The organism is Bacillus sp. NH11B, from assembly GCF_001884205.1.
In the GTDB taxonomy this organism is placed as follows: domain Bacteria; phylum Bacillota; class Bacilli; order Bacillales; family Bacillaceae_G; genus Bacillus_A; species Bacillus_A proteolyticus.
Window position 1 is genome coordinate 37,010 of sequence record NZ_MAOG01000019.1, and the last position, 19,871, is coordinate 56,880.

Consider the following 19,871-nt stretch of genomic DNA (forward strand, 5'->3'; position numbering starts at 1 on the left):
TGTCTCGAATGTTCAACCGAGTTCGCTACTACTCAGTCCGTTGCTCATGCAACTGCTGTATGTCACCATACAGGACAGACTATATCATCACCTACAGCATTACCTGGTTAGGTGCTCCGCTTTTCGAACGCCAATCGCTTGCGCTCTACTCCCAAATGGGATAGTCGTTAGGCTTTTACTTATCTTAATTCAGAAAGTCTCTTATTACTTTATGTTGTCCGATAACTCTGCTATACAAAATAATAAGATACATTCTGAACTTTTATATTTTCATTCTAAGATAAGATTTAGCACGGTAGGTTACCTCAAACTTGAGGCTTTCCCCGTTTAACGGAGTGTTCGACTAGCATTTCTACTAGAAGGTGCTACATATTTAACACAAGTTCGACATCTTCACAGTTCCAATATCCTTCAATGGATGCTGGTTATTTGCATTTGATTTAAACATTAAGTATGGATAACCAGACTCAAGCTGGATCATAGCGATTTTAATCAGCATATCACGTGCACTAATATCTAGTGGCTTCTTCTTCACTTTCGGATTGCTCATTAATTCATCGTACATTTCATCAATATCTATATCATCTAAATGTTTTCCGTACTCTTTAAATACTGTATAAGGCGCGAAAACATGGAAAGGTTCGTTTTTCTCAGCAAGTTCAAAGAACTTACTTGGAACGATAATTCCGATTGATAGAGACTGAATACGGCTCTTCTCATCGGCATTTATTTTTTTTGTATCAAGGAATTCAATAATATCCCAATGGAAAATGTTTAAGTATACAGCACCGGCACCTTTTCGTTGGCCAAGTTGATTCGCATATGAAAACGAATCTTCAAGCAATTTCATAACAGGTACTACACCACTTGCGGCGTTATCAATACCTTTAATTTGCTCACCACGTGCGCGTAGCTTAGATAAGTTTAAAGCTACTCCACCACCGATTTTCGATAATTGCATTGCAGTATTAATGTTAAAGCCAATTGAATTTAAGCTATCATCCATCTCTAACAAGAAACAAGACACCATTTCTCCTCTTCTGCTTCTTCCCGCATTTAAAAAGGTTGGTGTCGCTGGTTGGTAGTTTTGTTTTACAATCATGCTTGCGAAGTGTTTTGCCTTCGCAACATCACCGCGTCCTAAGTATAATGACACAATTGCTACACGATCTTCATAGCTTTCTAAGTATTGTTTTTGATCATTCGTTTTTAACGCATAATCTTTATAGAACTTAGATGCTGCCATATAAGATTGGAACTCGAAGTTTTCACCATAAGCGATGTTATATACTCCCTCTACTTCCTCCAAGCTATACTCGTCCAGAACGTTGTAATAGTAATCGTGTTCTTTCATATACTCCATTCGCTCTGCCACGCTATTAAAATGAACGGTATTCTCTCTAGCTTCTTCCATAAAGACTTCTAACGCCTCTTTATCTTTATGAAGCTGATAAAAACCGTCCTGCATTTGCGTGATTTCATTATTCAGTTCAATGTGTCGCAATCTCCCGCACCCTTTCTTTAAAATATTCTACATCATTATTTGTTCCAGATAACTCAAATTTTGATACAATAGGCACTTCATATTTAGTAGAAATTTTGTCAGCACTTGCACCGAACATGTCTCCCCAATTACGATTGCCGCTTGCAGATACGCCTTTTAATTTTTCATTATTGCGTTCTAAAAAGTCTAAAACACGTTCCGGTACATTGCCAAAACCTGTTGTATACGTAATAAGAATAAAGTCTTCATCTAATACTAGAGCTTCATCAATTTGAACGGCCGGCATATTTAATTTGTGGATGAAACGCTTCACGTTTCCTGTCATAGAATCATATGCAACTAACATTTCCGACCCTCCCTCTCCAATATATATTCTCTGTATGTCGTTTCTTGTTTTCTCTATATATTGTATTACGTTTCAAAATAAGACACAAGATATATGTATAAAATCTTTATTTTTTTAACTTTTACTTTTCGACATGATCATCGTTTTTTTTCAATACAAAGACTATGAAACAACATTCTAAAACTCATGTCAATAAAGTGCTTTTCAAAAAAGTTGTCAACGCATTTAACCTCATTTTAAAAAAGTTAACAATATTTTTTGTCGTAAAACAGTAAATGCTGGAGGATTATATTTCTCCAGCATCACGCAAAAAAGAACAGACATTAAACGATAATCTGTTCTAAACAACGATTACATTTATCAATTTTACTTTATTAAATATTATACATACTCTTTCGTTCCTCGTTACATACTAAAAGATAACTATTATAGAAAAAGATTATTATTATGGAACTTCAATTTATTTATGAAAAAAATTATTCCGGGTGCTCAATACGCAAAATATCTTTTATAAATATATGATGTGGATTCTCATCTTTATCGAGCATTGTACATACAGGAGCTTCTTCATCAAAGTATACGATCATTCCTTCTACGTACTGATATGTATGTTGAACTTGTACAGTTACTTTAATTTCTACAGCTTCCTCATATGCTCTTTTTATTTTCTGAAGCATTTTTGCTGAACATTTTCGTTTCTCTGGATACATAACCATTCCCATAAACCTATTCCCAGCTCTATCTTTCCACATATAATCCCAATGCGGTAAAATGCCTTGTTTAAAATCGCCCATAATTCTCCTCCCCTTTATCTTCTATTTATGAACGTGGTGTTTCTGAATATGTATAAATTACCTGTCCACCGCGCTGTGCGTTCCCGATAATATGTTTAAAATCTTCTCGACTTACTACAACTTTCCTAAACGTATAAAATACATCTTTCGTTGCAACATACTCCTTTATTTCACCATTTTTCAGCTGATCCAAAATTGCATTTGCTAATTGTTCATCCATGTATTTCACCTCTCTGCAATAGTTTATTTTATCGCATCTTCTATAGGTCGACAACGGTAAATTTATCCCGTTACTATTATGTAATTCACTTTCATTATTTTTATAGCTATATCACTTTATTATTTTCGCACTAAATATCATATACTAACATAGCTACTTCTCTATATCAAACTTTTTGACGCTCTGTATAACAAAGTTCCAATCCACTGTTTGTTATTTTATTTTATGCTACAATATATGCATAGAACTAGGAGGGATACTATGATTCGGAAAGCAAAAAAGACAGATGCGATAGGAGTAGCACCTTTACTGTATAACGCTCTGCACGAAATTGCTGAAAAAATCACAGGTAGCACAGTTGAAGCAAAAGTGATACTAGGACTTGAAACATGGTTCGCAAAAGAAAATAATCGATTGAGCTATGAAAACTGTTTAGTGGCTGAACAAGATGGAAAGGTAGTTGGGGTTATTGTCGTTTATCACGGTAGTGACGCTGAACAACTTGATGCACCAATCGTACACCACTTAAGAGAACTACATGAAGACGAATCCATTACGTTAGAAAAAGAAGCTGAATTTGATGAGTATTATATTGACACGTTGTCAGTTTCAAATATGTACAGTGGACGTGGCATTGGCTCTAAATTAATCGATGCAGCTGAACTTCATGCAACTGAAAAAGGTCATGAAAAAATCGCCTTACTTGTTAATTTAGAAAACAAACGCGCTTTTTCACTATATGAAAAACTTGGTTACAAAAAAGATAACATCGTTATGCTTGTTGGTGAACCGTATGCCCATCTAATAAAACCATTACGGTCATTAGTTTCTATATCTTAAAAGGACAATTCTTTTTGCTTGTTATGTAAAGAAAGAGGCTGCCAAAGGGACAGCCTCTTTTATGTTAAATTTGTATTTAATACATTTCCATCCATTGCCTCACGAAATGTATACGTTGTACATCCCCATGGCTTTCTATGGAAAATAGGCGAACCTGACCACCCCATTGCCCTCAGTTCAGTCCCAATCATCACATTAAAATAACTATGACCTACAAGAGCAATACGTCCGTGTACGAGCGCATAGCGGTGTAACATATTAGCAGCTTGCCTTGCTCTTTCTCGTACTTCCTTATAAGACTCAACATCCTTACTATAAGCAGCTATCCATAGTGTACGTCCAATAAACATCCATACATTAGGTTTACATTTCAACCATTTTGGAGCATAAAAACCTGTCGGAATTTCAGCTTCCCTAAAAAGAGGATTTTGCACAAAAGATAAAGAATCCGTTAATTCGGTTGCTGATCGCACAGCACGCCTCTGATCACTCGTTACGACCAATTTCGCTGTTGTAATCGCCTCAATTGTTTCAATCGGTATATGAGCTTCTTTTACCGTAGTTCCTAAATCATATTGCTTCATCCATTCACGAAATGAAATAATTGTCATTGGCTCTATAGTACTGTCCAAACGACCATGACGAATAAAAGAAATTCGCATTCTTTCCACTCCCCATTCATCACTTACGAACTATATTATGTACTATTTCTTATTGCCATCATACCATGCATAAAAAGAAAGTTATATATCATTACATATCCCCACTACTATTATGCGTTATCGATGCATGCACACCATCCAGTCCATCAAAATATGTAGTTGTTTCATGTTGACGCATTTTCTTCAACTGTATATAAGAAAATAAAAATAATAAAATCGCTATAAAGCTCCCCACAATTTCAAACATCATTTTACCGCCCCTAATTTCTCCTACTTTAGTAGGTCATTGTATCTTTTTTATTATACTCCCATATAAAGATGTATGCATTTTCATCATTCCTCTCCTAACAATATTTTTTTACATATTTTCTTACAAAAAGTGAATATTTTTTGAATTTTTACTTTGGAAACATTTACAAATTAGTAAATATAGTTCAAAATAAGAGGAAATAAAAAAAGCCCAAATTATTCTTTTTTGGGGAAAACTGTAACAAGGAGAGTTGCTTATGCAGATCGCAGAAACTGGAGATATCATTGAATTTAAAGGTGGAATGCAAGGCCGTGTTCAAAAAGTAAATCAAAATTCCGTTATTGTTGATTTAACAATTATGGAAAATTTCAGAGAACTAGATATGGAACCTCTTACAGTTGTAAGCCATAAAAACTATACTGTCATTAATCAACATGCATAATATAATAGAAAGAAAGGATCTGTATATCATACAGATCCTTTCTTTCTATATATATTAACGATTATCAACTGTTTCTGGATATAGATCGTGGTTCATCATACGGTAGTCTGCCATTTTCTCATACTTAGTTCCTGGGCGACCGTAATTACAGTAAGGATCGATTGAAATCCCACCACGTGGTGTAAATTTCCCCCATACCTCAATATAACGTGGATCCATTAATTTAATTAAATCATTCATAATAACGTTCATGCAATCTTCGTGGAAGTCACCATGATTTCGGAAGCTAAATAAATATAGCTTTAAAGATTTACTCTCTACCATTCTTTGTTCTGGAATGTAGCTAATATAAATTGTTGCAAAATCTGGTTGTCCTGTTTTCGGACATAAACTTGTAAATTCAGGACAATTGAATTTTACAAAGTAATCACGATTTGGATGGTTATTATCAAATACCTCTAAAATTTCTGGACTATATTCAAATAAATATTTTGTATTTTGATTTCCTAATAATGTTACATCTTTTAAATCTTCATCTAATCTTCCTGCCATTTTAAACATCCCTTCTCATTATACGCCGCGTTTATTTCCCCATACTAACGCATGAAGCTGAGGCAATACTTTCGCATCATTCATTTCTTTACAATTAACAGCTTTTTCAATAAGCCACTCATACTTATCTAATAATTTTTTAATAAGCATTGCATCATCCACTGTTTTCGTATCATCGTTCCCTACTTGTAAGAAAAATGGTACATCCGGATAACGTTCGTGCATCTTAACTGCATATTCAAAGTCATAATCATCGAATACGACTACTTTTAAACTAATATCTTTTCCTGCTAGTTTCTGAATAACATCATCTAACTTCTGAAAATCTGTTTTCATTGTTGAACTTGGTGGTTTTGGCGAAATCGTTACCTCATCAATTTGAAGTAACCAATCTTGCCATCTACTCCCTTGTGTTTCGATCGCCGTTCGCATCCCATTTTCTTTTAATATAGAAAGAAGCGACTCAATATTTTTCAATAAAACAGGATTTCCACCCGAAATCGTAACATGAGAGAAATTTTCTCCTCCAATTTCAACAAGCTCATTCCAAATGTCTTCCGCTGGCATTTGTCTAATTTGATCTTTCGCCGATCCATCCCACGTAAAAGCCGAATCACACCAAGCACAGCTATAATCACAGCCCGCTGTACGGATAAACATTGTCTTTTGTCCTACAACCATTCCTTCACCTTGAATGGTCGGACCAAATATTTCTAAGACGGGGATTTTACTCATCGAGCATCCACTCCCGTCTCACTTCCGCATAACTAGTCGGTGTCTCAAATAGACGAACAAATTCAACACGCGCTCCTTTGTATTCATTCGCACGATTATCTTTTGTTAATGCTTCTGCCATCTTTTCATAAATCCAAACTACCATATTTTCAGCAGTCGTATTCATTGCTGGTAATGTTTCATTTAAATAACGATGATCTAAATAAATTTCTATTTCATTTTTCCAAATTTCTTTTATATCTCCAAAGTCAATTGCAAGTCCTATTTCATTTACATATCCACTAATTCCAAATACAACTTTATATGTGTGGCCATGTAAATTTTTACATTTACCTTCATAACAGTGTAAATGGTGTGCTGCATCAAATGTAAATTCCTTGCTGACCATTACTCTTTTATTATGATATTGAAGTTGTTCACGCTGAATATCCTTGTCCATTTTTTGCAAATTTTCTACGATGCGAAATCCAAAAAAGTTATCCATTAGTTGTTCGCTCCTTCGCGTTCTTGTAAGTACGTATCTAATCCTGCTTTACGAAGTTGACATGCTGGACATTCACCGCAACCATCACCAATGATTCCGTTATAACACGTTAATGTTTTTTCTCGAACAAACTCGAATGCTCCAAGTTCATCAGATAATTTCCACGTCGCTGCTTTATCAATCCACATAAGCGGTGTATGAATAACAAACGGATAATCCATGGATAAATTTAAAGTAACGTTTAACGATTTCACAAACACGTCACGGCAATCTGGATAACCACTAAAATCAGTTTCACATACACCCGTTACAATATGACGTGCTCCAACTTGTTTTGCTAATACAGCAGCAAATGATAAGAATAATAAATTTCGTCCATCTACAAATGTAGATGGCAATTCACCTTCTTCATGTGTAATCTCCATATCCGTTCTCGTTAACGCATTTGGAGCAAGTTGATTTAATAGACTCATATCTAGTACCGTATGTTTAATTCCTAGCTCTTTCGCAATTTCCACTGCACAATCAATTTCTAACTTATGACGTTGATTGTAATTAAATGTTACAGCTTCTACTTCTGCAAACTGCTCTATCGCCCAAAATAAACATGTTGTACTATCTTGTCCACCACTAAAAACAACAACTGCTTTTTCTTTTTTCATTTCACTCATTCTCCTTCTCTACTACGAATAAGAAGAAAGAACGTTCTTGAACTGTCACAATAAAAAAACAAAACAATACCTAAGGATATTGTTGTTTCCATAGTTTTTTATAGAGGGAGTTCGCGAACCTCTCCCATGCGGTGCATGGAATTTCTTCTTTCATTGACAAAACATATTGTAACATATTGTATACTACCAGAAAAAATTTCTGATTTTTCCGCTATTTCATATCTCATTTCTCTCATTTTATAGTATGATTAATTTAATGTGAGAAGAGAGGAGGCATTCCACTGAAACTCTTTATTATTTACCTCTTTTTAAATATATTATTCATTCTCGTTACGATGCTTATATATCACTTATTTTGGAATCAAAAAGGAAAACGGTCTCCTAAATTAAATTCAGCTATATTTATTGTATTGTGTTGCCTCGCTACCATACTATGTATCACATTTGCAGCAAAAACAAATAATGGTTTTCAATTTGATATGCGTCATATCGTATTAATTGTCGGTACCTTAACAGGAGGACCTATTGCTGGTGGTTCTATCTTAGTTGTATTAAACATATATCGCGTATTATTAGGAGGAGTCGGTGTTTTCCCATCCATTATTGCTTCTATTCTCCTATTTACGATTCTATTGTTAACGTACAAACTATTTAATCGCAGCTCAAATCATATAAAGATTCTACTTGCTATTTTTTATAGCATCGCCTATGGAATTGGTTGGATACCTTTTTTCCTTGCAGAAGTAGCAAATAAGACCGAGTATATACCACATATTATTGTATATGAGCTATGCACTATGATTGGTACCATTCTTATTTTGTATTTGCTACATATACTCCAAATGCAAATTCGTCTACAAAATGAACTTATGAACGCTGAAAAATTTCATTTAATCGGCGAAATGGCGGCTTCTATCTCGCATGAAATTCGTAATCCTTTAACATCTACGAAAGGTTTTTTACAACTATTGCAGTCCGGTACATGTACTGAGCAAGAACGGAAATTATATATCGATATAGCCATTAACGGTATCGAACAAGCAAATCATGTTCTTACAGACTACTTAACTTTTGCAAAACCGAGTATTGAAAAAGAACAACAATTACAAGTAGAGGATGAGTTACTTCATGCGTTATCTTTAATTACACCTCTCGCCAATTTAACAAATGTTCGTATGCATTACATAAAACAAAGTACATCTTTCTTTATAGCTGGTGAAAGGCAAAAGCTGAACCAATGCTTATTAAATATTTTAAAAAACTGCATTGAGGCTATGCCTAACGGTGGTGACCTTATTCTTACATTAGTTCCAGACCATAAACATATACAATTGTATATAAAAGATACAGGCGTTGGTATGGATCCAGAACAAGTAAAACGCCTCGGGTCCCCCTTCTACTCGACGAAAGAAAAAGGGACCGGACTCGGGATGATGGTCGTCTTCAGTGTCATTCAAGCAATGAATGGAAAAATTGATATTATTAGTGAAAAAGGAACAGGTACAACATTTTTATTAACTTTCCCAATCATACAAAAAACGTGATGAAATTCATCACGTTTTTTCTGTTCCTTCAACTAATTCTGCAAAAGCTTTCACTTTTCCATGTGGTTTTTGATTCTCTTTCCGAGCTTTCCAAGCGCGCTCTTCTTCTCTCTTTTTCTTTGACATACTTTTCAACTCCTTTTCTCTTCTCCATGTAGTATTCCAAAATGAGAAAGAAAACTATGCATGAGTAAAAAAGGAAAAGAAGCGGTTCACCGCTTCTTTTCCTTTTTCCCACTATTTGAGCGCATCCCGATTGGTAAAGAATAATAATCAATGCGGAATGCCACCCAATGATTAAAGTTTCACTTTATCGCTGTAAAATTGCATGTTTTGCTTCTTTTAGCTGTGTAAGATGCCTTTGTTCGTGCAAATCCAGAAATTGAACCCATTGGTATAAATTCAAATCATTAAAAATAGGATGTTTCAATCCATTTTCAAATAATTCTTTTTCATCTATCACACTATGAAGTGCATGTAATAATTCTTGTCGTGAATGTTCTAGTAATTGAATTCCTTGCAGTTTTTTCATTAATGTCTCTGTTGGTTTCATTTGTTGAGGAGCTTCCCGTTTATATGTGCGATCAAGCGTAAGTTGGAGGTCTTTAAATGGAGCAAGCTTTCTTTCTTTTTTTTGCAGAGCATATACAAGGGCAGATGTGACAGACTGTTCAACTAAATGTAAATGATGCAAAATTTGAATAATACTCCATTTATCACGACGTGGCTTTACATTCACCTCAGTATCATTTAACATTTCAATTTCTGATAACAGCGTGCTTCGTGTAGACTGTAATGAGTGGACTAAAGTTTCTAAACTAACATCCATATTAGATTGAAGCATAATGCTTTCCCCCCTTTTGTTGGTGAAAAGAGGTGCTCCTTATTAGAAACACCTCTTAAATAATTCTGAATTTTCTTTTATTATCTCATCATTTTTCCATTATGTCGATGTTAAACATGTGAAAAAAAGCGCATGTTTTTTACAATTTTGTGTCGTCAACAGCACGTAACCACGCTTCAATTTCTGTAATTACACTTTTTACACAACCTTCAGCAAATGGCGATGTTAAATTTGCAACTTCTACTAATTCTAAGAATGATTTACTTCCACCTTGCTGACAAAGATTCACATAATCTTCCCAAGCCTCTTGTCTATTATCTCTTGTACGTTTCCAAAATTGCAGCGCACAAATTTGAGCTAACGTGTAGTCAATATAATAGAACGGTGAGCTATAAATGTGACCTTGACGTTGCCAGAAACCACCACGCTCTAAATAATCATTATCTTCATAATCACGATGTGGTAAATATTTCTTCTCTATGTTACGCCATGCTGACTTACGTTCTGCTGGCGATGCTTCTGGATTCTCATATACATAATGTTGATATTCGTCTACAGATACACCGTATGGTAAAAATAGAAGTGCTGAACTTAAGTGTGAGAAATAATATTTTTCCGCATCTTCTTCAAAGAATAACTTCATCCATGGCCATGTAAAGAATTCCATACTCATTGAATGGATTTCACACGCTTCATATGTTGGCCAATTGTATTCTGGAATTTCATACTTACGACTTTCATATACTTGGAAAGCATGACCAGCTTCATGTGTTAGTACATCAATGTCACCAGACGTTCCATTAAAGTTTGAGAAAATAAATGGCGCTTTATAATTCTCAATATATGTACAATATCCACCACCAGCTTTTCCTTTTTTCGCAACTAAATCTAATAAATCATTATCTAGCATGAAATTAAAAAATTCATCTGTTTCAGCTGATAATTCTTTATACATCGTTTTCCCGTGATTAATAATCCAATCCGCATCACCTTTTGGAGTTGGGTTACCTGTAGCAAACTCAAAGTTTTCATCATAATAAGCGAGCTTTTCTACACCAATGCGTGCTTTTTGTCTATTTCTTAACTCTGTTGCAACCGGAACGATATAATCTAATACTTGCTGGCGATAGTTCGCAACCATTTCAGCATTATAATCTGTACGATACATTCTCGCATATCCTAATTCAACAAAGTTTTTAAAACCAAGTGTTTTTGCAATTGTTGTTCTCACTTTAACAAGCTCATCATAAATACGGTCTAACTCTTCCTCATTCCCAGCTAAAAATCCGTAGTATGCTTCACTTGCTGCTTTACGTTCGCTTCTTTCTTTTCCTTGCATGAACGGAATAAGTTGTGATAATGTTCTTTCTTCTCCTGCAAAGTCAATTTTTGCAGATGCTAACAACTGTGTATATTGTGAAGACAATTTATTCTCTAATTGCAAATCTTTCACTACTTCATCTGAATATGTTTTTAAATCACATTCAGCTAAAGCAAATAATTGCTTTCCATAATACGCTTCTAATTCTTCACGGAATGGAGAATTCATTAACGCCTTATAATATTTTGTTCCGTAGCCTTGTACAACCGGGGAGTATTCATCAAAGAAATCTTGCTCTTCTTTATAAAAAGCATCTGTCGTATCAACAGAATGACGAATGTAACAAAGATTCCCCATTGTACCAAAATCATTGCGAATTTCATTGATTGAATTAATTACTTGTTTTTGTTCTTCAACCGTTTTTGCATTATCGAACTTTTCTAAAGAAACGGTAAACTTCTCTTTTAATTCTTCAATATTTGGCCGTTTATATTCATAGTCTTTAAATGACATGAACGCGCCCCCTCTCCATTATATGCATCATTACTATAATTCAATGCTTACTTACAAATATCCTCTTATTTTTCAGCAAAATACAGTAGATACTGTCATGATTACATGTAAACAAAAAAGCCTTGGATTTCTTTATCCAAAGCTCCTTTGGAACATATTATTATTTTTCATACTTTCCAATCTTTTTTAATAGATCAAGTAATTCATCCTTTTCATCTTTCGTTAACATTTCGAAAGACTGATGTATAACTTGCTCATGCCCAGGAAAAATAGAAGCAATAAAGCTCTCTCCAGACTCCGTTAATTGTGCATAAATAACACGTCTATCATTCGGGCACGGGATTCTCTTTACTAGTCCTTTTTTCTCTAGCTTATCTACAACGTATGTAATGCTGCCACTAGCTATTAAAATACGCTCACCGATTTGCTGAAGTGGTTGGCCTCCTTTATGATATAGTAGTTCTAATACAGCAAACTCAGTTGGATTTAATCCGTTACTTTGTATGGATTTATTTGTAGTATCCATAACAGAACGATGTACACGGGATAATGCAATAAATACTTTTAAAGATTGAGAAATATCTGCTCGCTCATTATTTGATGTCATACCATTTCAACCCTTCACTTAAATTCTCCACAACAAAAAGAAAAGCAATGTAGTACTTCATTACAATTTCCGAATGAATATTCACTCATCCCTTTTCCTCTCCCTAATGTAATGCAAATGATTCTTGAATAAAAACATGACAATTTTAACATAGTTTATATATAATGATAATAAAAAAGAAGGAGTACCAAATTTGAAATTCAAATTACAAAGCATAGTTTTTTACATACTGCTTGTTATACTGCCAACGATAGGGATTGGTGCCGCATTTTTTTCGTATCACACTTATCAAATGAAACAGGGAAACAAATTATCTGCTCATACTGTTCTCTTTTTATATAGAGACTATTTAGACCATCACCTTGGTGAAGCGATTTCTGCCTTAGAAATGCTCGCAAAAGTCGTAGGTACCGAGACTGGTAACATAAATGGAATTAAACAAATTGTACATGATACAGATGGAAACGATGCACGATTTTCTGGTCTATATTACGCTACACCAGAAGGAATCATTACAATCGCATCAGAAGGTGAATCAAGGCCTGTAGACGTCTCAGACCGTAAGTATATTCAAGACGCATTACAAACTAAGAAAACAACTGTATCATCTGTCATTACAGATCGCGTCCTTGGACATCAAGCTATTATGATTGCCTCGCCAATATTTAATAAACAAAAGGAACTCTCTGGGTTATTGTTAGCTAGTTTACGCTTTGACTACATTTCATCCTCTTTAAATGCTATTAAACCACAATATCATTTCGAAGTAACTGATAAACATGATGTAGTTTTTCTAACCGATGATAACAATGAAACAAGTGATGAGCATTCTAATATGCTTACTACCCCACTCCAAAGATTAAACTGGAAGGTCTCTGTTTCTCCGTTACCTATTCATCAACAAACCTTATACCAGTTAGTTTCAATAGAATGTATAGCTACTTTATTTTTAATGTCTATTTTATTTTTACTCGCTCAATATATGTTATTAAAACGGCAAACAAAACTAGAAAGACAACAAAATGAACGACAGAAGATTGAATTGGTTGGAACTTTTGCGGCTAGTACAGCTCACGAAATCCGTAATCCCCTTACTGGAATTAAAGGACTCGTTGCTCTATTAAAAGAGAAATATAGAGATGAACAGGATCAGTTCTACTTTTCAGTAATTGAACAAGAAATTGAACGTATTAATGAAATTGTAAGCGAATTTCTTATTCTTGGAAAGCCGACTGCCATCATTGAGCAAACATATGATGTAAGAACGATTCTTAATGAGGTAGCATTAATTATTCAATCTGAGGCGAATCTACATAACATTGTATTTCATTTACATTTGCCAGACCACCCTGTTCATATACTTTGCTCAAAAGACCATATGAAACAAGTGGTTTTAAACATTACAAAAAATGCAATTGAAGCTATGGCTTCTGGTGATACATTAACCATTGTAGTAACAAACAATGAAAAACACGCACAACTGCAAATTATTGATACTGGAAAGGGAATTCCAAAACATATTCAAAAACACCTCTTTCATCCGTTCTTTACTAATAAAGATACTGGAACAGGTCTTGGGCTTGTCATATGTAAACGAATTGTAGAGATGTACAACGGGCATATATTTATTGATAGTAAAGAAAACAAAGGAACGACAGTTCATATAGAGATTCCATTACACATAGTATAATTATCCTTATCCCAAAAGGATAATTATACTTATTTCATAAAACCAGCCACAAGCATTCTCCAAAAATTGCTCGATTTGCCTTCATACCCAATTTGAAAAATAGGGACCTTTATAATTGAAATCCATTTCGGTGTTTGTTTTTCTTTGTAACGCTGATACTGTACGATAAGCTTGTCCAATTCTTGACTAACTTGAATGGTCTCCATACTGTTTAATCCACTTGTTAATCCTAAATGAATCATTTCTTCACGTTTCATATGAATATCATGCGAAAGCTTTTCTAATGTGTACTTCCTTTTTACAGTAAACATCCATATCCCCCTTATTATTCTTCCATGCTCTAAACGTCTCTTCTACTTTAGCTCTTTAAGCATTTAATCCTATTTGAAGAATCAGAAAATTTAACATTTTCCCCCTGTAATTTACAAATCTTTACCCTCACTTTGAGAATTATTACAAATTATTCTATCTTTGTAAATACATTCGCAATAATAGACATTTTTTTCATCTTCTTTTTTGTAAATGCTCAGTAAACAGTGGGTTCTCTATTTTTAATGTACTTTTCTTCGACATTTTTTGTTTAATTTATGTGAAAACGCAAAACATAATGATGATTGATAAAGTGAAACTTTAATCAGTAGGGATTTTTCTCCCTCCAACTGATTATTAGCCCTCACCAATCGGGCGTTTACGGGCAGTGGATCTCCCACCTAACTTCTTTGCTCTAGCCGAATTTTGAGGTGGGAATATTACTGCCCGCAAATAGCGGGATAAAATAGAAAGGAAATATTTAAATGCGCAAATATACTATTACATTTCTCGTCTTCACCCTGTTCATACCCTTCTTCCTATTTCCTATTCAAGCAAACGCTCATACGAATAAAGTTGCTATTGTCATCGATGATTTCGGCAATAATATGAAAGGAACTGATAGGATGTTATCACTTCCTATTCCACTCACTATTGCTGTTATGCCATTTCTTCCTTCTACTAAACAAGATGCAATAGCTGCCCATAAAAAAGGGCATGAAGTTATTATACATATGCCCATGGAGCCAATTAGAGGAAAAAAAGAGTGGCTTGGACCGAAAGCGATTACAACAGATTTAAGCGATGAAGAAATAAACAATCGACTCGAACAAGCAATTCAAGAAATACCTCATGCAATAGGAATGAACAATCATATGGGATCAAAAGTAACCGCTGATGAAAGGATTGTACGTCTTATACTTTCTGCCTGTAAAAAACACGGTTTATTTTATTTAGATAGTAAAACAAATCCTAATAGTGTTGTCCCAAAAATCGGTAAAGAATTAGGGGTGCCTATCATTGAAAATCAATTATTTTTTGATGATGTATATACGGCAAGTCATATTTCAAGACAAGCCCAATTACTCATCAAAAAAATTCAAGAAAAACCAATCATGGTAGCTATCGGGCACGTTGGTCCTCCAGGTGAAATTACATCACGTGTTATTGAAACTTCTATTCCTAAAGTTCGCGAACATGCAGACTTCATTTTTTTATCTGATTTAGTATTATCTCCACCTCCTGTTTCAAAATAAGATTCATTTCTCGTACTAAAAAAGGTAGCTATCTACATTTAACAGATAGCTACCTTTCTTTTTTAACTTAAATATGATCTACATGACTCACCCTAAATCCCTTTTTCTCTATCTTTTCAATTAATTGCTTTAATCTTTTTTCATTTAACTCATCTGATATATTTACGATAATACGGCGAATATATTGATCACCATTATCAAGCGTAAACAGTCCACCTATATTGTATGCCTTTAACAATGTCCCCAGCTCTTTAATTGTTCCCTTACAATCTTGTGTTGCAATTGTTAATATATAACCACCCGTCCGCATACCGAACGAATCTTCAATAACATCAAATACATTAGAATGTGTTAAAATACCGACAAATTCATTATATTCATTTAAAACCGCTAAAAACGGGAGACGACGAATCACGTAAAAAGCTCTAAAAAAAGAATCCTTTTCAAAAATAAACGAATTTGAATCTTCCAGCACATCTCCTGTACTTACATGCTCTAATCCGCTATTACACTTCTTCTCTAAAAGATCTACTTTATAAATAATCCCCGTGAATTCCTTCTCATCTTCTGCTAATACGGGGATCGCCCGAAATCCCGTTTCATTCATAATTTGCAAAGCCTTTTCACCAGAATCATTCGTTTTGCAAAATGTCACCTGCTGTTTTGGCAGAAAATGATATTTAACTCGCAAAATATGTTCCTCCTTACATGTCAACATGTAATCTATATATAATAAGGAGATCTATATTTTATGAGTGAAATTTACTTTTAAAACGCTTTCATTTTTATATAATGGTAACCACTATGAATATACCTTTATATAACAGAACTTTTTGCCCCTTTTATCATTAAAAGCTTTACGTGATAGTTCATTAAATATTCTATACCTTCCAACCATTTTTTCGCTTCTTCTGGTGATTTTCCCCATACAATCATTCCGTAATTATGAACAAGGACTACTCCTCCACCTTCAGTAAAATTCGGAACATTACTTTCCAATAAATCAGCGAATTTTTTTTCATCTTCTACAATTGGAATTGTCATTTCTGTAATGCCTTCTTTGCCAAAAACACGTTCCACGCTGCGTTTTTCGAATGTTACTTCTCCTTCTTTCCCATATAGCTCTGACATTAAATGACTATCTACAGTCTGTACTTGCAAAATACATTCTGCACTGCTTTTTTTATAAATATCCGCATGCATAAACGACTCTGAAGCTGGTTTTTCTTCGTTTTCAAATACTGGCTCACACATGCAATTTACTACAATAAAGTCTTCTTCAGAAAATACTCCTTTATCTCTTCCCTCTACATTTATCAAAAATGTTAATGGCTCTTTTGACGTACACATCGATAAACTAATTTTTGTACCATAAAACCAATCGCGAAGTGCCAGTTCTGCCTTCATATCTTTTAATTCGTTCCATTTCTTCAGAAAAAATAACATTTCGTCACCCCCGGCGTAATATTAATATAATGTTCAAATCCTTTCTATGTAAAAGGAATGTTTTTTGATTATTCTAAAAATTTAATTGAATTATCACACGAGAATGCCTTTTTGTCAATATGGTTTCAGCACCTCTCGGAAAAATAGACATATCACCTATAAGTACTCCTGTCTATTTCTTACTTGATTTTGTACATATAAAAAATACGTTATTCTTCTTATTAAAGAATAACGTATTTTTCTCATTTATTATTTTTTTATTGCGTTATATAAAAATTGTGCATATTGTTCACGTGTTACGAAATTATCTCCTAAAAAGTTCCCATTCCCGTCACCTTTTGATATGTTATTATCCTCTAAAGCTTTCACATATCCTTCTGCCCAATGCCCAGTTGGTACGTCTTTAAAGTTCTCCAAATTACTTTCATTTGCTTTTAACTGAAATACTTTTTGTAATACTACTGACATCTCGTACCTAGTTAATACTCCTTCTGGACGAAACTTCCCTGTACCATCTCCTTGCATAATTCCAGCTTGTGCAACTGTAGCAATATCTTGCTCAAACATATGCCCTTTCGTATCTGTAAACATTTCTTTCTGCTCTACTTTATTTTCTAATTTCAAATACCTTTGTACTAAAGATGCAACTTGTCCACGGGTAATATTATCCCCAAATCCAAATTGTCCATTTCCATATCCTTTAAAAATATTTTCTTTCGCTAAATAATTAATTGCTTCTTCTGACCAATGTCCTTTTGGTACATCTTTAAATTCTACTACTTCTACTTTTTCATCTTCTTTAGAAGTGTTATCTCCTTTACTTTCTACTACATTTTGAATTACAGATCCTGTAAAGAAGATTCCTGTATCCGCAAATGGATCTTTCACTCCAAATTCATATACTTTCTCACCTGGTGTACTCCATTTCACTACATCATTACTATACGTACCACCATCACTCTTCAGACGGATTTTTGTAGATACCTCGCCGTCTTTCTCGTATATAGGTACTTTTACTTCTTTATTTACTTCTGTATCCTCTAAAAGGACTTTTTGGTTTTGAACATTAATATAAGCTTTCTTACTTAGTTCTATTACTGGTCTAACATCACGGATTTCATTTGCAACAAAACTTAAATATACTAACTTATTCAAATTACTAACTGGCGATAAGTCTGAAATATAATTTGCTTCTAAATCAAGCTTTTGTAAGTTTACTAGATTTGATAATGGAGTAATATCCTTTAACTCATTATTAGGTAAATCTAATTCTGTAAGCTGAGTCATTTTAGCAAGTGGTGTCACATCTTCAATTTGATTTTTCCCGATAAATAATTTATTTAATTGATTCATTTGATCAATACCCGATAAATCTTTAACCTTATTACGCGTTAATACTAAGTCCTTTAAAGGTAATGAATATAACGGTTTAATATCTTCAATTTGATTACCTGCTAAAGTTAAGTATGTTACATTTTTCAACGCGCTTAATGGAGCAACATTCGTAATTTTATTATTTGCTAAATTCAAGTAATCTAGTTGTTCCATTTTCGCTAATGCTGTTACATCTTCTATTTGGTTGCCTGATAGATATAAACTTTTTACATTTTTCATTTCAATTAGTGGTGCAACGTTTGTAATTTTATTATTACTCAAATCAAGAGATTCTAAATTATCCATCTTAACAAGTGGTGTTACATCTGAAAATTCATTACCACGCAAAGCTAAATGATTTAATTGCTTTAAATTCGCAAAGAACGACGGATCTGTTATCTTCGCATTCGCAACTGTTAAAGATTTTAAATTTGGCATATATTTTAATGCACTATAATCAAGAATCTCATTCGTGTTTAAAAACAAGTCCTTTACTTGTAATAACTCTTCTTTCGTAATTGGTGTATTTAAATCTTTTCTATTAAATACTTTTTTATTAACAAGTTCTCTTAATTTGTTATCTGTTATCATATTTTGATTATCAACTGGATTATCTGTTTCCGTATTGCCTGAATTAGAGTTATCATCTGGTTTCTCTGTTTCTTTGTCGCTTACAGTTGGATCTTTAATTTCAAATTGAACTTGATATTTGTGATCGTATCCAATAGCTGGAATAAGTATATGCATTTGCATATTATGCTTCTTCTCAAATTCACCAATTTCAAATTGAACTACTTTCGTCCCATTTTTCCTCTTATCTTCTGACAAAACTTTTACATCATGAAATACACCAGGCTGTTTTCTATCTTCTATTCTAAGATATTGAAAATAATCGCTATCTTGCATTGTTACAGTAACAATTTTTTTCCCGTCTTCAATTGCTACTTTAGGATTTTTTATGTACTGAGAAACCATAGATGGCTCATCTTTTTGATCCTTATATATTTTAATCTCAGTATCATACGTGCGATTACTGGCTGCTGCTAACGACTGGTTTGCTTCAATTTTTATTGCTGCTAACGCTGGAGTAGAATACGCAGCAAATGGAATAGCCAATGTGGTTGCTACTACTAGAGCTTTAATATAACTTTTTTTCAAAATAATATCCCCTTGTCTTATATATATTTTAATTGATAATACCTATCAATTACTAACATAATAAATGATAATGAATCTCATTATCATTGTCAATGAGAATATTACATTGAGTTTATATTTCTATAGATAAAAAATTAAAAACCCTTTACTCAAAGGGCTTTTTTACCTATCGTATGAAGAATTTCACTTTTTTCCTTTTCATTAATAACACCAATTTTTTGCAAAATGTTTGCATACAATACAAGTTTATTATATATCCGTTCTGACATACTTCCCCTTCTTTCCTTCGACCAACTTTTTTTGTATTGG

Annotated in this window: 22 protein-coding genes, 1 pseudogene and 1 riboswitch; of the genes and pseudogenes, 5 read left to right on the forward strand and 18 right to left on the reverse strand. The window is 33.7% G+C overall.

Annotation, left to right across the window (positions count from 1 at the left end; translation table 11 throughout):
- Positions 1-376: 376 nt before the first annotated feature.
- From BAU27_RS04545 to BAU27_RS04565, 4 genes and pseudogenes are all read right to left on the reverse strand, one after another.
- Positions 377-1,504, reverse strand: a pseudogene (locus BAU27_RS04545) (ribonucleotide reductase N-terminal alpha domain-containing protein); the annotation flags it as partial.
- The gene (gene nrdI, locus BAU27_RS04550) at positions 1,491-1,850 is read right to left on the reverse strand and encodes a class Ib ribonucleoside-diphosphate reductase assembly flavoprotein NrdI (RefSeq protein WP_000959445.1); all 360 of its coding nucleotides are present in this window, start codon (positions 1,848-1,850) and stop codon (positions 1,491-1,493) included. The pseudogene BAU27_RS04545 and the gene nrdI, both read right to left, overlap by 14 nt.
- 476 nt (positions 1,851-2,326) lie before the next feature.
- Positions 2,327-2,644, reverse strand: a complete 318-nt coding sequence (locus tag BAU27_RS04560) for a hypothetical protein (protein WP_071770217.1) — start codon at positions 2,642-2,644, stop codon at positions 2,327-2,329.
- Positions 2,645-2,669: 25 nt separating this feature from the next.
- Positions 2,670-2,864, reverse strand: a complete 195-nt coding sequence (locus tag BAU27_RS04565; protein ID WP_000344282.1) for a hypothetical protein — start codon at positions 2,862-2,864, stop codon at positions 2,670-2,672.
- Between the two features lie 261 nt (positions 2,865-3,125).
- Here BAU27_RS04565 and BAU27_RS04570 point away from each other — a divergent pair, with 261 nt between their 5' ends.
- Complete coding sequence (locus BAU27_RS04570; protein ID WP_071744775.1) at positions 3,126-3,704, forward strand: GNAT family N-acetyltransferase; 579 nt, start codon at positions 3,126-3,128, stop codon at positions 3,702-3,704.
- 59 nt (positions 3,705-3,763) lie between these two features.
- Here the strand turns inward: BAU27_RS04570 and BAU27_RS04575 are convergent, their stop codons facing one another.
- Positions 3,764-4,366, reverse strand: a complete 603-nt coding sequence (locus BAU27_RS04575; RefSeq protein ID WP_071770218.1) for a histidine phosphatase family protein — start codon at positions 4,364-4,366, stop codon at positions 3,764-3,766.
- A gap of 91 nt (positions 4,367-4,457) precedes the next feature.
- Complete coding sequence (locus tag BAU27_RS32225) at positions 4,458-4,616, reverse strand: hypothetical protein (RefSeq protein ID WP_071744773.1); 159 nt, start codon at positions 4,614-4,616, stop codon at positions 4,458-4,460.
- Positions 4,617-4,872: 256 nt separating this feature from the next.
- On the opposite strand from BAU27_RS32225, the gene BAU27_RS04585 reads away from it, so the two are divergent.
- Positions 4,873-5,058 (forward strand): YkvS family protein, encoded by a 186-nt coding sequence (locus tag BAU27_RS04585; protein ID WP_001165083.1) that lies wholly within the window; start codon positions 4,873-4,875, stop codon positions 5,056-5,058.
- Between the two features lie 54 nt (positions 5,059-5,112).
- On the opposite strand, the gene queF is transcribed toward BAU27_RS04585, so the two are convergent.
- From queF to queC, 4 genes are read right to left on the reverse strand one after another with little or no spacing between them, the layout of a single operon-like run.
- A complete protein-coding gene (queF, locus tag BAU27_RS04590) occupies positions 5,113-5,610 on the reverse strand; it encodes a preQ(1) synthase (protein WP_000918893.1) in 498 nt (165 codons plus the stop codon).
- A gap of 18 nt (positions 5,611-5,628) precedes the next feature.
- Positions 5,629-6,345 carry a 7-carboxy-7-deazaguanine synthase QueE gene (gene queE / locus BAU27_RS04595; protein ID WP_071770219.1) on the reverse strand — a complete coding sequence of 239 codons (717 nt, stop codon included), beginning with the start codon at positions 6,343-6,345 and terminating at the stop codon, positions 5,629-5,631.
- Positions 6,338-6,829 carry a 6-carboxytetrahydropterin synthase QueD gene (gene queD / locus BAU27_RS04600; RefSeq protein ID WP_071744771.1) on the reverse strand — a complete coding sequence of 164 codons (492 nt, stop codon included), beginning with the start codon at positions 6,827-6,829 and terminating at the stop codon, positions 6,338-6,340. The genes queE and queD overlap by 8 nt, the downstream gene beginning before the upstream one ends.
- Positions 6,829-7,491 (reverse strand): 7-cyano-7-deazaguanine synthase QueC, encoded by a 663-nt coding sequence (gene queC / locus BAU27_RS04605; RefSeq protein ID WP_071744770.1) that lies wholly within the window; start codon positions 7,489-7,491, stop codon positions 6,829-6,831. Before queC ends, queD begins: the two co-directional genes overlap by 1 nt.
- A gap of 93 nt (positions 7,492-7,584) precedes the next feature.
- Positions 7,585-7,628, reverse strand: a riboswitch (PreQ1 riboswitch).
- 207 nt (positions 7,629-7,835) lie between these two features.
- Between queC and BAU27_RS04610 the strand changes: the two genes are divergently transcribed.
- Positions 7,836-9,044 carry an ATP-binding protein gene (locus BAU27_RS04610; protein WP_071770220.1) on the forward strand — a complete coding sequence of 403 codons (1,209 nt, stop codon included), beginning with the start codon at positions 7,836-7,838 and terminating at the stop codon, positions 9,042-9,044.
- 9 nt (positions 9,045-9,053) lie between these two features.
- Here the strand turns inward: BAU27_RS04610 and BAU27_RS32705 are convergent, their stop codons facing one another.
- The 4 genes from BAU27_RS32705 to BAU27_RS04630 form a co-directional block, all read right to left on the reverse strand.
- The gene (locus tag BAU27_RS32705; protein WP_000038354.1) at positions 9,054-9,170 is read right to left on the reverse strand and encodes a DUF6254 family protein; all 117 of its coding nucleotides are present in this window, start codon (positions 9,168-9,170) and stop codon (positions 9,054-9,056) included.
- A 184-nt stretch (positions 9,171-9,354) separates the two neighbouring features.
- Positions 9,355-9,888, reverse strand: coding sequence for a DinB family protein (locus BAU27_RS04620; protein ID WP_000941980.1), 534 nt, complete (start codon positions 9,886-9,888; stop codon positions 9,355-9,357).
- 139 nt (positions 9,889-10,027) lie between these two features.
- The gene (locus BAU27_RS04625; protein ID WP_071770221.1) at positions 10,028-11,722 is read right to left on the reverse strand and encodes a M3 family oligoendopeptidase; all 1,695 of its coding nucleotides are present in this window, start codon (positions 11,720-11,722) and stop codon (positions 10,028-10,030) included.
- Between the two features lie 160 nt (positions 11,723-11,882).
- A complete protein-coding gene (locus tag BAU27_RS04630; RefSeq protein WP_071744767.1) occupies positions 11,883-12,329 on the reverse strand; it encodes a MarR family winged helix-turn-helix transcriptional regulator in 447 nt (148 codons plus the stop codon).
- A 193-nt stretch (positions 12,330-12,522) separates the two neighbouring features.
- On the opposite strand from BAU27_RS04630, the gene BAU27_RS04635 reads away from it, so the two are divergent.
- Complete coding sequence (locus BAU27_RS04635; protein ID WP_071770222.1) at positions 12,523-14,019, forward strand: ATP-binding protein; 1,497 nt, start codon at positions 12,523-12,525, stop codon at positions 14,017-14,019.
- A 29-nt stretch (positions 14,020-14,048) separates the two neighbouring features.
- Here BAU27_RS04635 and BAU27_RS04640 read toward each other — a convergent pair whose 3' ends face one another.
- Complete coding sequence (locus BAU27_RS04640) at positions 14,049-14,330, reverse strand: aspartyl-phosphate phosphatase Spo0E family protein (RefSeq protein ID WP_071770223.1); 282 nt, start codon at positions 14,328-14,330, stop codon at positions 14,049-14,051.
- 483 nt (positions 14,331-14,813) lie between these two features.
- Between BAU27_RS04640 and BAU27_RS04645 the strand changes: the two genes are divergently transcribed.
- Positions 14,814-15,584 carry a divergent polysaccharide deacetylase family protein gene (locus BAU27_RS04645; protein ID WP_071770224.1) on the forward strand — a complete coding sequence of 257 codons (771 nt, stop codon included), beginning with the start codon at positions 14,814-14,816 and terminating at the stop codon, positions 15,582-15,584.
- Positions 15,585-15,651: 67 nt separating this feature from the next.
- Here BAU27_RS04645 and cbpA read toward each other — a convergent pair whose 3' ends face one another.
- From cbpA to BAU27_RS04660, 3 genes are all read right to left on the reverse strand, one after another.
- Positions 15,652-16,275, reverse strand: coding sequence for a cyclic di-AMP binding protein CbpA (gene cbpA / locus BAU27_RS04650; protein WP_071744763.1), 624 nt, complete (start codon positions 16,273-16,275; stop codon positions 15,652-15,654).
- A gap of 125 nt (positions 16,276-16,400) precedes the next feature.
- Positions 16,401-17,030 carry a class II aldolase/adducin family protein gene (locus BAU27_RS04655; RefSeq protein ID WP_071770225.1) on the reverse strand — a complete coding sequence of 210 codons (630 nt, stop codon included), beginning with the start codon at positions 17,028-17,030 and terminating at the stop codon, positions 16,401-16,403.
- 249 nt (positions 17,031-17,279) lie between these two features.
- Positions 17,280-19,562 carry an NEAT domain-containing leucine-rich repeat protein gene (locus BAU27_RS04660; RefSeq protein ID WP_071770226.1) on the reverse strand — a complete coding sequence of 761 codons (2,283 nt, stop codon included), beginning with the start codon at positions 19,560-19,562 and terminating at the stop codon, positions 17,280-17,282.
- Positions 19,563-19,871: the final 309 nt, after the last annotated feature.